This is a genomic window from uncultured Pseudophaeobacter sp. (assembly GCA_905479575.1).
GTDB lineage: Bacteria > Pseudomonadota > Alphaproteobacteria > Rhodobacterales > Rhodobacteraceae > Pseudophaeobacter.
This window is the reverse complement of sequence record CAJQNB010000007.1, coordinates 53,780-68,458: the sequence shown is the minus strand read 5'-3', so window position 1 is coordinate 68,458 and position 14,679 is coordinate 53,780. Positions and strand designations below refer to the sequence as shown.

Annotated in this window: 5 protein-coding genes; all 5 read left to right on the top strand. The window is 62.9% G+C overall.

Going from position 1 to position 14,679, the window contains the following annotated elements; all coding sequences use genetic code 11:
• Positions 1-60 precede the first annotated feature (60 nt).
• The 5 genes from QZ268_RS02515 to QZ268_RS02495 all read left to right on the top strand — a co-directional run bounded on the left by QZ268_RS02515 (position 61) and on the right by QZ268_RS02495 (position 14,678).
• On the top strand, positions 61-1,524 hold the full coding sequence (locus QZ268_RS02515; protein ID WP_295447487.1) for a hypothetical protein: 1,464 nt from the start codon (positions 61-63) through the stop codon (positions 1,522-1,524).
• Between the two features lie 272 nt (positions 1,525-1,796).
• Positions 1,797-8,333, top strand: coding sequence for a type I polyketide synthase (locus QZ268_RS02510; protein WP_295447484.1), 6,537 nt, complete (start codon positions 1,797-1,799; stop codon positions 8,331-8,333).
• Positions 8,334-8,338: 5 nt separating this feature from the next.
• On the top strand, positions 8,339-9,352 hold the full coding sequence (locus QZ268_RS02505; protein ID WP_295447482.1) for a glycosyltransferase family 2 protein: 1,014 nt from the start codon (positions 8,339-8,341) through the stop codon (positions 9,350-9,352).
• On the top strand, positions 9,349-13,995 hold the full coding sequence (locus tag QZ268_RS02500) for a MupA/Atu3671 family FMN-dependent luciferase-like monooxygenase (protein ID WP_295447480.1): 4,647 nt from the start codon (positions 9,349-9,351) through the stop codon (positions 13,993-13,995). The genes QZ268_RS02505 and QZ268_RS02500 overlap by 4 nt, the downstream gene beginning before the upstream one ends.
• On the top strand, positions 13,992-14,678 hold the full coding sequence (locus QZ268_RS02495) for a 4'-phosphopantetheinyl transferase superfamily protein (RefSeq protein ID WP_295447478.1): 687 nt from the start codon (positions 13,992-13,994) through the stop codon (positions 14,676-14,678). The genes QZ268_RS02500 and QZ268_RS02495 overlap by 4 nt, the downstream gene beginning before the upstream one ends.
• Position 14,679: the final 1 nt, after the last annotated feature.

Genomic DNA, 14,679 nt, shown 5'->3' with positions numbered 1-14,679 from the left:
GCCCCCCTGCGGTCACCAAATGCCCATCGCCCTGCCGCAATTGGAGACTAGATCCTTCTCATGCCTAATGCACTTGCCTCATTGATGCTGCTGCTCTGGCCTGTGGTCAGCCTGGTGCTGTTCCGGCGCTTGCCGCTGGAACGGGCCATTTTGTGGTGCATTCTGGCGGGCTACCTGCTGCTGCCCCCGGTGGCCGAGTTCGACCTGCCGCTGGTGCCGGATATGGATAAGTTCACCATTCCCTCGATCATGGCTTTTGTCCTGTGCATCGGGGTTATGGGCAAAAAAGTACCGCTCCTGCCCCGCCATCCTTTGGCCAAGCTGCTGACCCTGTTGTTTACATTTGCGGTAATTCCCACGGTGATGACCAATGGCGATCCGGTGATCTTTGAAGTGCTGGCAGATGCCGACCCCATTGTCTTTATCACCGATATGCTGCCAGGGCTCAGATGGCGGGATCTTGGATCGGTGATGATCAACCAGGTGATCATCCTGATGCCCTTCTTGCTGGCGCGGCGCTATTTGTCCTCGCCAGAAGGACAAAAAGAGCTGTTGCTCGCCCTTTGCATCGCCGGACTGGCCTATTCGATCCCGTCGCTAATTGAAATCCGTCTCAGCCCGCAGATCAATATTATGGTCTATGGCTTCTTTCAGCATGATTTTGCGCAAACCATGCGCCAGGGCGGCTTTCGCCCTATCGTCTTTATGCCCCATTCCCTGTGGCTGGCCCTGTTCATGTTTTCGGCAGTGCTGGCCGCGGTGTCCCTGGCCCACGCTGCGAAGGGGCGGGACCGCCTGCGGCTCGCCATCGCTGCGGCCTATTTGTTCTTCGTGTTGTATCTGTGCAAAAGCTTTGCCTCGCTGGCCTATGGGCTCAGCTTTGTGCCGCTGGTGGCGCTGGCCTCGCCGCGCTGGCAAATCCGTGTCGCCATCACTTTGGCGGCCCTGGCCATCACCTACCCCATGCTGCGCAACCTCGGGCTCATTCCCACCGAGGCCATCCTGGCCCAGGCCCAGGCCATCAGCCCCGAGCGGGCGCAATCACTGGGCTATCGCTTTGATAATGAGGCAATGTTGCTGCAGCGCGCCGCTGAAAAGCCCTGGTTCGGCTGGGGCGGCTGGGGCCGCAATCTGGTGCGCGAGCTGGAAACCGGCGCTATTGTCTCGATCCCGGACGGCCATTGGATCCTGCTCTTTGGCACATTGGGCTGGCTGGGCTATCTGGCCGAGATGGGATTGCTCTCGCTTTCCATACTGTTGCTCGGGATCGAGATCCACCGCCGCCGCCGCCAGCAGATCTCCCCCTATGCCACGCCCATCGCGCTGATCCTTGCCGCCACCATGGTGGATATGATGCTGAATGATACCCTGGTGCCGATGACCTGGCTCTGTGCCGGATCGGTTCTGGGCTATGCCGAACGGCTGCGCTACCCGGGGCTGTTTGAAAAACCCCGTGCCCTGTTTGCAGGCAGGCAGGTCTTGATGCCGCAACCCCTTCCCCCCGGAGCACGCAAGCATATATAATGCCTTATTGTTTTCGCTTTAAGACCCATTTTCAACACCAAGCTTTCACAGCTTTGCCGCAGTGATGCACCAATTTCGCCTTGGGTAACAAGGAATCGTAACCGCAGGCAGATCAGCAGGCCCCAGCCGCCGAACTGCCCACCGCGTGCGCCCGGACCGACCCATCAGATATTTGCCTCTCCTGGGGCACCGGACTCTGCCCATTGGCATGGCAGGGATTGCAGGCAGGAGAGGCATCCCAAGTTTGCCAAATGTAGAGGTCAAAGTTTGTCGTGGTAAAGACAGCAGATCATAGCTCAGGCGCGCCGCAATACAGCGGCGATATCGCCATTGTCGGCATGTCGGTCAATGTTCCCGGCGCCGAGGGCGTGCAGACCTATTGGAACAACCTGCGTGATGGCATTGAATCCATTGTGCCGCTGGACCGCGATGCCCTGCTCGAGGCGGGTGTGTCCGCCGCGACCCTGGCCGATCCAAACTATGTGCCCCATGCCGCCCTGCTGGAGGGCTTTGCCGATTTTGATGCCGAATTCTTTGGCTTCAGCCCCAAAGAGGCGGCCATTCTCGACCCGCAACACCGCAAGTTTCTTGAGGTCGCCTGGGGCGCCATGGAAAACGCCGCCCATCCGCCCGAAAGCCTGTCGGAGCCCATCGGCGTCTATGGCGGCTGTGGCATGGGCAGCTATTTCTATTTCAACATCTGCTCCAACCCTGGTCTGGTGGATGACGTGGGCATGTTCCTGCTGCGCCATACCGGCAACGACAAGGACTTTCTCACCACCCGCGTCAGCCATATCTTTGATCTCAAAGGGCCTTCGGTCAATGTCCAGACCGCCTGCTCCACCTCGCTGGTGGCGGTGCATTACGCCTGCAAGGCTCTGCGGAGCGGCGAATGTGGCATGGCGCTGGCCGGGGGTGTCACCATAGATATGCCCCAGGGGCGCGGCTACCTTTATAAAGAGAACGAAATCCTGTCGCCCGATGGCCATTGCCATGCCTTTGACCACCGCGCCCAGGGCACCGTCTTTGGGTCTGGTGCGGGCGCCGTTGCCCTGCGTCGGCTTGAGGATGCCCAGGCCGACGGCGATCATATATGGGCAGTGATCAAGGCCAGCGCCATCAACAACGACGGCGCCGACAAGGCCGGCTATCTGGCACCCTCGGTTGAGGGCCAGGCCAGCGCCATCCGCCAGGCGTTGGACGCAGCGGATATTTCAGCCGAGACAATTGATTACGTGGAATGCCACGGCACCGGCACCTATCTGGGCGATCCGATCGAGGTCTCGGCCCTGACCGAGGCCTTTCGTGACAGCACCGAGGCCGAAGGCTACTGCCGCATTGGCTCGGTCAAAACCAATATCGGTCACTTGGACACCGCCGCCGGCATCGCCGGGCTGGTGAAAACCGCGCTGGGATTGAAGCATCAGCAGATCCCCCCCTCGCTGGGCTATGAGGCGCCTAATCCGGCAATTGATTTTGACAGCTCCCCCTTCAAGGTCAATGACCGCCTGACGCCCTGGACCTCGCACAGCGGGCCGCGCCGTGCCGGGATCAACGCGCTTGGCGTTGGGGGCACAAATGCCCATGCCATTCTGGAAGAAGCTCCTGCACGCGCGCCCTCCGAGGAAAGCGATTTCCCCTTCCATGTGCTCTGTCTTTCGGGGCAGTCCAAGGCGGCGCTCAACGCCAATGCCGCTGCCCTGGCCGATTATCTGGAGGCCAACCCGGAGCTCGATCTGGCCGATGTGGCCTATACCCTGAAACAGGGACGACGGGGGTTTGGCAAACGCCGGGTGCTGGTGGCGGAAACCGCGACCCAAGCCGCCGCACTGCTGCGGGCGGGCGATCCGCGTCAGGTTTTTGACCATGATCAACTGGGGGACGCCCCCGAGGTGGTGTTTTCCTTCCCTGGCGGTGGGGCGCAATATGCTGGCATGGCGCGGGATCTCTACGAGACCGAGCCGGTCTTTGCCGATTGGATGGACCGGGGTCTGGATCATCTGCAGCCCCAGCTCGACCACGACATTCGCGCCCTGTGGCTGCCGAACCCCAGCGATGAAGGCGCTGCCAATGCCCAGCTGCAACGGCCCTCGGCGCAATTGCCGCTGATTATGATCATTGAATATGCGCTGGCCCAGCTCTGGATCAGCTGGGGCATTCGCCCGGCTGCCATGGTGGGCCATTCCATGGGGGAAAACACCGCCGCCTGTCTCGCCGGGGTGATCTCCTTTGAGGACTGCATTGATCTGGTGCTGCTGCGCGGACGGCTGTTTGACCAGGTGCCTGCGGGCGGCATGTTGTCGATTGCCCTACCGCTGGCCGAGGTAGAGGCGCTGATCGGCGATGATCTCGATATTGCCAGCGTCAATGCGCCCAACCTCACCGCCGTCTCCGGGCCGCAACAGGCGCTGGACGCCCTGGCTACACAGCTCGCTGCGCGTGAGGTGGATTTCCAACGCATCCAGATTGATATCGCGGCGCATTCACGGATGCTCGACGGTATCCTGGCAGAATATCGCGCCTTCCTCGCCGGGTTGTCCCTGGCGGCGCCACAGATCCCGGTGATATCCAACCGGACCGGTCAGCCGCTGACGGCTGAACAGGCCATGGACCCCGATTACTGGGTTGGCCAGCTGCGCAATACGGTGCGGTTTGCCGATTGTATCGCCACCCTTGCTGCCACACCCGGGCGGGTGTTCCTGGAGGTCGGCCCCGGCAAGGCGCTGAGCGCGCTGGCCCAGATGTCGCCCACTGTGCAGCCCGGACAGGTGCTCAGCGCCCTGCGCCACCCAGAGCAGGAGATCATGGATGACGCCTATTTCTTTGGCGTCATTGGTCGGCTCTGGGCCTGCGGGGTTGAGGCCGACTGGGATCAGATCTGGGGCGAGGCCAAGCGCCATCGCCTGCCGTTGCCCACCTACCAGTTCCAAAGAAGCCGCTATTTCATCGCGCCGGGCACGCAACAGCAGCAGGAAGACGCATCGCCGCCCCGGCGCCATGACGCGATCAGCGACTGGGGCTACCGCCCCGCCTGGCGTCCCCGGCTGGCCGATTGCGCCTTGGATGTGGACACAGACCTGGGCGAAACACCGCAGACCTGGCTGATCTTTGCCGATGACTGCGGGGTGGCCACTGCGACAGCCACCCGACTGCGCGCTGCGGGGCATCGCGTCAGCCTGGTGCGCCCCGGCGACACCTATGCACGGCTTGCCCCCGACGACTATATCCTGCCCCCCGAACAGGGCAGGTTCGGTTATGGCGCTCTGCTTGCCGATCTGGCAGAGGCCGATGCCCTGCCCCATCGCATCGCCCATTTCTGGCTGGTCACCGGCGAGGACGAACAGGTTCGCCCCGGCTCCTCCGTCTTTGACCGCAACCTCGAAATGGGGTTTGCCTCTGTCACTGCCCTGGCACAAGAGCTGGGCGGCCTGGACCTGGATCACCCCGCCCATCTGAGCGTCTTTACCACGGGCGCGGCGCAGCTCGGTGCTGAGCCCCTGCCCTACCCGGAAAAGTCGATGATTGCCGGCCCCGCCGGGGTCATCGCACGGGAATTCCCCGGGATCACCTGCGCGACGGTAGATATCGAACTGCCCGCCCAGCCCGGACTTATCGCCACTTTGCGCGGTGCCCTTCCCGCAGATCTGACCCCGCGCCTGCTGCAAGAGCTGATGGCCGACCCCGCCAATACCGTAAGCATCTGGCGCGGCGACAAACGGTTTGAAAAAAGCTGGCGCAGCCAGCCCCTTCCCGAGGTCCCAGCCGCGCCACCAGCGGATCTGGCCGGGTTCAAACCGGGTGGCAGCTATCTGATCACCGGCGGTTTTGGCGGCATCGGCCTGGCCACGGCGGCGCATCTCATGCGTCACTATGATGCCAAGGTGGCGCTGGTTTCGCGTCAGGGCCTGCCGCCGCGCGCCGACTGGCCGCGCTATCTGGCCAGCCACAGCCCCGCCAATCGCATCGCCCAACGCATCCGCGCCGTGCAACAGCTGGAAGACATCGGCTCAGGCGCCGTGCTGCCCTTGGCCGCAGACATCTGCAACAGCGCCGAAATGGGCAGCGCCCTACGCAAAATCGAGACCGAATTTGGCCACCTCAACGGGGTGATCCATGGCGCTGGCGTCATCGACGATGGGCCGATCCTGGTCAAATCAGAGGCGCAGATCGCCCGGGTTCTGGCCCCCAAGGTCACCGGCCTGCGGGTGCTCGACGATCTGTTCCCCGACGGCAGCCTTGACCTGATGCTGCTGTTTTCCTCCTCCTCGACGGTCACCCGGCCCGCCGGGCAAATCGACTATGTCGCCGCCAATGAATATCTCAACGCCTATGCCGCCCATCGCCAGGGCGATCAGACCCGGGTTGTCGCCATTGACTGGGGTGTCTGGGCCGATACCGGCATGGCCGCCGAAGCCATGGCCGCGCGTCAGGGCGGCACCGCCCCATCTGAGCGCCAAAGCTGCGCCCAGCCCCTGCTGGACGAGATCGGATTCGACGCCTTTGGCAATCCGATCTTTGCCAGCCGGCTGGACGCAAACCAGTCCTGGATGTTGAATGAGCACCGCACCAAAGGCGGCACCGCGCTGGTACCCGGCACCGGCTATATCGAATGGATTGCCGAGGCGCTGGCGGCACAGGACCTGCAAGCGCCGTTTGAGATCAGGGACCTCACCTTTTTGCGGCCCCTGGTGGTCGCGGAACCGACCCCGCGCGCGGTGGTTTTGCGGCTGCAGGCGCAGGATACGGGCTATGATTTTGCCACCCACAGCGCCCTTTCTGCGGGGGGCTATGCGCTCAACGCCGAGGCCAAAATCACCCTACTGCCCGACTGCAAACACCCCGACAGCAAGCAGCCGCCATCGCTGGATCTCGCCGCCATCCAGGCCCGCTGCCCGCAGGTGGCGCACGCCACGGCCGACAAGCCGCTGCATTCCCCGCAAGAGGCACATCTGGATTTTGGTCCCCGCTGGCAGGTGCTGCAACAGACCGCCTTTGGCCCCGCTGAAGCCCCGACAGAAGGCCTGGCCCATCTGCGCCTGCCCCCGGCAGCGCAGGATGATAACTGCCTGCTGCACCCCGGTCTGATGGATCTGGCCACCGGCTGGGCCATCTCCCTGGCGCCGGGCTATGAGGGCCGCAATCTTTGGGTGCCGCTGGGCTATCGCAGCATCCTGGTGCGGGCGCCTTTGACCACAGAGATTTGCAGCCATATGCGCCTGCGTTCTGGCGCCACCAGCGACAGCGCAGCTTTTGATGTTACCCTCACCGACACTGAGGGTCGGGTGCTGGTTGAGATTACAGATTTCCAGATGACCCGGCTTGCCGGAGGCTTTGAAGCCACGCCGCCCCAAACCAATGCCGACCACAGCGCCGAGGCCCTGGGCCTTGTGGCCAGTGCCGCGCCGCAGCCTCTGTCGGAAGACGAACGCCGGTTGCAGCTGAACCTGTCCAATGGCATCCGCGCGGCCGAGGGCCCAGAGGCGATGGTGCGCGCGCTCGCGACAAACCGCACGCAAATTGTGGTCTCTTCGCTGGATCTGCCGTCATTGATTGAACAGACAGCGCAAAGCCGTGCAGAGGCCGTGGCCGATGAGAGCCAGAGCTTTGAGCGCCCCCAGCTGGATACAGACTATGTGGCGCCCTCCACCCCGGTGCAAGAGCACCTGGCAGCCCTGTTCCAAAGCCTGCTCGGGGTCACCCAGGTTGGGGTGGCGGACAGCTTCTTTGATCTGGGTGGCCATTCGCTGATCGCGGTGCGGCTCTTTGCGCAGATCAAACGCCACTATGATGTGGACCTGCCGCTGTCGACCCTGTTTGAGGCCCCCAGCGTTGCCGCCCTGGCTGATCTGTTGATCCAACGCGGCGCAGGTGCTGCACAGGGCGATGCCACGGCTCAGTCCGGCCAGGAGACCGCCCAAAATGCAGCGGTGCCCCATTCCCATCTGGTGATGCTGCACCCCGGGTCCGGCACTGATGCCGCGCCGTTCTTTGTGGTGGCCGGGATGTTTGGCAATGTGTTGAACCTGCGCCATCTGGCGCTGGAACTGGGCGGCGAGCGCCCGGTTTACGGCCTCCAGGCCCGTGGATTGATCGGCGAGGAGGCCCCGCATACCAGCATTGCTGCAGCGGCCACCGATTACCTGGCCGAGATCAGGCAGATCCAACCTCAGGGGCCTTATCTGCTGGGCGGCTTTTCGGGTGGTGGCATCACCGCCTATGAAATGGCCCAGCAATTGCAGGCAGCCGGCGAAGAAACGGCGGCGCTGGTGTTGCTCGACACGCCGCTGCCGGTACGCCCCAGCCTGAAACCTGTCGACAAGGCGCTGATCAAATTGCAGGAGCTACGCCGCAAAGGCGCGGGCTATTTGCTGGAATGGGCCAAAAACCGCATCCTGTGGGAGCTGAGCAAACGCCGCCAGGCCCCGGCAGAAACCGGTCAAGCGCCCGCTTTCAACAACCGCAAGATCGAGCTGGCTTTCCGGCACTCGGTCGAAAACTACGCGCTGCAGCCCTGGAACGGCCCGCTCACACTGCTGCGCCCGCCACTGGACCGCCATTGGCAGGTCTCGGGCGGCAATTGGGTCAGCTGCGAGCGGGAATATGTCTTTGCCGACAATGACTGGACCCGCTGGGTGCCCAGACTGGAAGTGATCGAAGTGCCCGGGGACCATGACAGCATGGTGCTGGTGCCCAACGTGAGCACCCTGGCCGCGGCGCTGAAGCCCCGGCTGGCCAGTGATCCACAGGCACCACAGCCAACCCCCAAGGACGCCGATCTACAGGCGCCCTATTCGCGAGCCGCGGAATGACCCAGATGAGCACAGGCAGCATTCTCACCATTATCCTGAACTACCGCACCCCGGAGATGACCCTCCGGGCTGCCGAGGCTGCCCTGGTGGAGATGGCGGATCTTTCGGGTGGGGTTCTGGTGATCGACAATGGCTCGGGGGATGGCTCCTGGGAGGCGCTGCAGGCCGGGGCGGCGCAACGTGGCTGGCAGGCCAGTGACAAGATCAGACTGCTGCAATCCCCGGTCAATGGTGGCTTTGGTGCCGGCATGAACATCGGCTTTGCCGCTGGCCTGTCGGATGGCACCGCACCCGATTATTATTACCTGCTGAATTCGGATGCCTTTGTGCAGGGGCAGACCATGCGCACCCTGCGTGATTTTCTGGCCGATCACCCCGGTGCCGGGCTGGCGGGCTCTTTTGTGCATGGCACCGATGGCACACCCCATCGCACCGCCTTTCGCTTTCCCTCGATCGCGGGTGAGTTCGAAATGGCCGCACGCACCGGTGTCTTTACCCGGCTGCTGCACCCCTGGGTGGTGGCGATGGAGATGCCGCGGACACAAACCCAGGTGGATTGGACCGCTGGTGCCAGCCTGATGATCCGCCGCCAGGTGATCGAAGATATCGGCGGTTTTGACGAGACGTTTTTCCTCTACTTCGAAGAGACCGACCTGTGTCGTCGCGCCGCCCAGGCGGGCTGGCGGACCCATTATGTGCCGGACAGTCAGGTTGCCCATCTGGGCTCTGCCTCGACCGGCATGAAAGACTGGGACCGCACCCCTGCCTATTGGTTCCAGTCGCGCAGCCATTATTTTGCCAAATCCCATGGCCGCGCCTATGCCGCCCTTGCCACCCTGGCCCGCATTGCTGGCACCGGTCTTTATGCACTGCGCCGTCTGGTGCAGGGCAAGCCGCAGGCCGATCCCAATCATTTCCTGAAAGATCTTATCTCACATTCCCTTGCGCCTGTGTCGCACAAGCCCTCACCCCCATGTGAAACGCGCCTTCACTCCCCGGTTTCGGAGGATCCAAAATGAGCCAATTTTCCTGTGTCGTCATCGGCAATGAATCCCTATTGATCGGCTGCGCCGAAGCCGTTCTGGCCCGTGGCCACCAGATTCAGGCGGTGGTTTCGACCGACAGCGACATCCGCGCCTGGGCCGAGGGCAAGGCGCTGCCCGTGCTCACGGACCCAACTGAAGTCACTGACGCGTATGATTGGCTGCTCTCGATTGCCAACCTGCGGGTGATCCCAGATCCGGTGCTGGCATTGGCGCGCAAAGGCGCGGTGAATTTCCATGATGGCCCGCTGCCGCGCTATGCTGGTCTGAACACACCCAACTGGGCGATTATGGCTGGCGAAGCGCAGCATGGCATTACCTGGCATGTGATGGAGGGCGGCATTGATGAGGGCGACATCCTCGCCCAGCGCCTGTTTGATATTGCCGAGGATGAGACCGCCTTTAGTCTCAACTCCAAATGCTACGCCGCTGCCATGGACAGCTTTGGCGAGGTGCTGGAGCAGCTGAGCACGGATGCGCTGCATCGCCAGCCGCAGGATCTGTCCCAGCGCAGCTATTTTGCCCGGGATCACCGTCCGGCCGCTGGGGGAATTCTGGATTTTTCCCAGACCAGTCAAAACCTGAGCCGCCTTGTGCGCGGGCTGGATTATGGCGCCTATTGGAACCCACTTGGCTGCGCCAAACTGCTGCTGTCTGATCAGGTTTTGCGCGTGGGTAAGGCCACCCCTACTGAGGGCAGCAGTCCGGCAGGCTCCCTGCTTAGCGTGACTGGCGCGGTTGTCAGCGTTGCCACCGCTGATGGTGCCATTGCGCTGGAAGATATCACCACACTTGACGGCGAAAGCCTCGATCTGCCGACCCTGTTTACAACCGGCCAACAGCTGCCGGCGCTGCATGATCAAGCGGCCAATGACGTCGCCACCACCCTGGGGCAGAGCCAAGGCAGCGAGGCTCATTGGCGCCGCGTTTTGGCCGCGATGCAACCCGTCACGGTGCCGCTGGCCGCTCGCCATGACAGGCCTGCAGGCACCACGCGCTATCCGCTGACCTTGCCGCAAGAAGCCGGTGTTGACCTCACCGAAACACAGATCCTTGCCGCAACCCTGGCCTGGGCGCTGCTGGGCACTGGCGCAGATCAGGCCGATATCGCCTTTGCCACACCGCTGGCGGCTCAGGGCGCGGCAGCACAGGTGGTTTCCAACTGGATTCCGCTGCAGGTGACACGCGATTCATCTGTTAACGGATTAGCGACTCAGATAGATATAGACGTAGCAAAGGCCCGCAGGTTTGGCGGTTTTGCCCTGGATCTGGTGGCCCGCGCCCCAGAGCTTTGCGCGCAAGACATGCCGGCAATCGGGTTCTCAGCGGAACGGGATGCTGCCCTGCCAGGCTGCATCGCCACCGTTTCGCTGGTTGAGAGCGCCTTGGCGCTACATGTAGATGACACCCGGCTCGATGCTCAGGCCACGGAGCTGCTCGCCGCGCGGCTTGAAAGCGCGCTGGGTGTCATCGCATCTCTCCTCTGCTCTGGCGGGGATTGCCCCCTGTCTGATCTGTCGATCCTGCCGGAAACAGAACGCCGAGTGCTGCTGGAAGACTGGAACCAGACCGCCTGCGATCTGCCTGCCGAAGAAACCATACAAGCGGCATTTGAGGCCCAGGTTGCCCGCACGCCAGAGGCCACAGCCCTGGTGTTTGAAGGCGAAAGCTACAGCTACGCGGGCCTCAACGCCCGGGCCAATGCCCTGGCCCGCCAGTTGCAGGAGATCGGCGTCAAACCCGGCGCCCATGTGGGGCTCTATATTAAACGCTCCGCCGATCTGATGGTCGGGGCGCTGGCGGTGCTCAAGACCGGCGCCGCCTATGTGCCGCTGGACCCGGCCTACCCCCGGGACCGGATCGCCCATTACCTGTCGGACAGTCAGGCCAGCGTTGTCGTCACGCAGGATGCTCTGCGCGCAGAGCTGCCCGCAACCCAGGCCAAAATCGTCACTGTAGATAGCCTGCCAGTGGATGGCCCGTCAGCATCAGAGGCTGTGACGACAAACGTCACCAGCGCCGCAACCGGCGCCGATCTCGCCTATCTCATCTACACTTCCGGCTCCACCGGCACCCCCAAGGGCGTCATGGTGCGCCAGGACAATGTGGCCAATTTCTTTGCCGCCATGGATGCGCGCATTCCTCACAAGGCGGGGGATGCCTGGCTGGCGGTGACCTCGCTGTCTTTTGACATCTCGGTGCTGGAGCTGTTCTGGACCCTGTCACGCGGTTTTAAGCTGGTGCTTTCCAGCGATGAAAGCCGCCTGGAGCTGTCCAATGGACCCATTGCGACTTCGGACCGGCGGATGGATTTCAACCTGTTTTACTGGGGCAATGACGATGGCCCAGGCCCGCGCAAATACCACCTGCTGCTGGAAGGCGCCAAGTTTGCCGATGCCAATGGCTTTAACGCGGTGTGGACACCTGAGCGCCACTTCCACGCCTTTGGTGGCCCCTACCCAAACCCTGCCGTGACCGGGGCAGCGGTGGCGGCGGTCACAAGCAATCTCAGCGTGCGCGCCGGGTCCTGTGTGGCGCCACTGCACCATCCCGCCCGTGTGGCCGAGGAATGGTCGGTGATCGACAACCTGACCAATGGCCGTGCCGGACTGGGCATTGCTGCGGGCTGGCAGCCCGATGATTTTGTGCTACGCCCGGAAAACACCCCGCCGGCCAACAAACCCGCGATGTATGACTGTATTGAGACCCTGCGCAAACTGTGGCGCGGTGACGAGGTGGAGTTTCCCCGCAAGGATGGCTCCATGCATGGTGTTGTCACCCAGCCGCGCCCGGTATCGCGGGAGCTGCCGGTCTGGATCACCACCGCTGGCAACCCCGACACCTGGCGCGAAGCTGGTGAGATTGGCGCCAATGTGCTGACCCATCTGTTGGGGCAAAGCATTGAGGAAGTCGGCGGCAAGATCCGCATCTATCACGACGCCCTGCGCGCTGCGGGCCATGATCCGGCGGATTTCAAGGTGACGCTGATGCTACACAGCTATCTGGCTGAAACCCGCGAAGAATCCCGCCGCATCGCCCGTGAACCGATGAAGGATTACCTGCGCTCGGCCGCCGGCTTGATCAAGCAATACGCCTGGGCCTTCCCCGCCTTCAAACGGCCCAAGGGGGTCAATAACGCCTTTGATATGCAACTGGACGGGCTGAGCGCGGAGGAGCTGGAGGCCATCCTGGAGTTTGCCTTTGAGCGTTATTTTGAGGAGTCTGGCCTGTTTGGCACCGTTGAAGACGCCCTGGTCCGCACCGAGCAGTTGAAACGTATCGGCGTTGATGAGATCGCCTGTCTGATCGACTATGGCATTGCGCCAGAAGTGGTGCTGGAGGGATTGAAGCCGCTGGCCGAAGTGCTGCGCCGCGCCAATACCCCGCAAGAGCTGGCACCGGATGACTTTTCCCTCTCGGCGCAGATGATGCGCCACGCTGTCAGCCATATGCAGTGCACCCCCTCGATGGCAAGGATGCTGGTGCAGGATGATGAGGCCCGCATGGTGCTGGGGCGACTCAAGCATCTTTTGGTGGGCGGCGAAGCCCTGCCGGGGGATCTCGTCGGCGCCTTGCAGGAGGCGACGCCGGCGCAGCTGCACAATATGTATGGCCCTACTGAGACCACCATCTGGTCCACCTCGACCCCTCTGTCTGGTCAGTATGATCTGTCTGGCGGCACCGCCGTTATCGGCACGCCGCTGGCCAATACCCAGGTCTATGTGCTGGACGCCGCTCAGCGCCCGGTGCCCATGGGGGCGGCGGGTGAGCTGTATATTGGCGGCACTGGTGTCACCTCGGGCTATTGGCAACGGGCTGAGATGACTGCAGATCGCTTTGTGCAGCTGCCCTTTGCAACTGGCCCCCTTTACCGCACTGGCGATTTGGTCCGGTGGACGGCTGCGGGCCAGCTGGCCTTCCTGGGGCGCACCGATCATCAGGTGAAGATCCGTGGCCAGCGCATTGAGCTGGGTGAGATCGAAGCCGCCCTGGCCAGCCAGCCCCATGTCACCGGCGCGGTTGTGGTCGAGCGACAGTTGGGCGATAGCGCGCAACTGGTGGGTTACATCACCCAAGACAGCGACAAACCGGCGGATCTGACCGCGATCAAGCAGAACCTGTCCCGCCATCTTGCCGCCGTCATGGTGCCCTCTCATCTTGTGGCGCTTGATGCTTTCCCGCTGACCCCGAACAAGAAAATCGACCGCAAGGCGCTGCCTGATCCGAAATTGGTTGCGCCCAAAGCGCCCCAAGCGGCGGCAGAAGTGGCACCCCTTGGCGCTGGGGTACAGGCCGAGATTGCCAAGGTCTGGTCCCGAATTCTGGGCGTAGACGGGATTGGCGCGCAGGATAACTTCTTTGCTCTGGGCGGCCATTCGCTGCTGGCGGTGCAATCGCACCGCGACATTCGGACGGCACTGGGGGTCAACAAACTGTCGATCACCGATATCTTCCGCTTCCCAACCCTCGCCGGGCTCGCCACCCATATCGAGACCCTTGCAGGCGGCAGCACAAAACCCGATGATCCGGTAGAAGACGAGGCCGCGCAGGCCGCCAAATCCGACACCATGTCGAAACGGCGGGCGATGCGGGCAAACCGCAAAGCACGAGCAGGATGACGGCAGAAAGTTCACCACAGGAAATGGCCCGGCTGGCCTTGGTGCGCCCGCTCTTTGACAGGGATGTCGGATTGGCGCTGGTCAACCCGCTGGCGGATCCGCCAGCGCCCTTTGCCGCCGAGACCGCCTGTTTGTCCCCCAATGCGGTGGACAAACGCCGCCGCGAATTTGCTGCCGGGCGCGCTGCCGCGCATCAGGCGATGGCGCAGCTGGGCCATGCCCCCGTTGCCATTCCCGTAGCCAAGAACCGCGCCCCGCTCTGGCCCTCCGCGCTGGTCGGATCGATCACCCATACCCGCAGCTGCGCCATGGCTGTGGTCGCCGCCAAGGGCCCGGTTCAGGGGCTGGGCATCGATGTGGAAGAGGACAAACCCCTGGCAGATGAGCTTTGGCCCGCGATCTGCTCGGCGCAGGAACAGGACTGGCTGCGCCAACAGGACAATCCCGGCCAACTGGCCAAACTGGTGTTTTCCGCCAAGGAAGCCGCCTATAAGTGCCAGTTCACAGTCAGCGAAAGATTCTATGGGTTTGACGGGATGGAGCTGACAATCGACCTTTCGGAGTGCCGGTTTTCGGCCCGTTTCTGTGCCGATCAGCCGCCTTTCACCTGTGGCGACCACATCTCAGGGCGCTTTGCCATTGGGGCGGGCCTGATCGTCACCACGGCCGAGCTGCGGAGCTGAT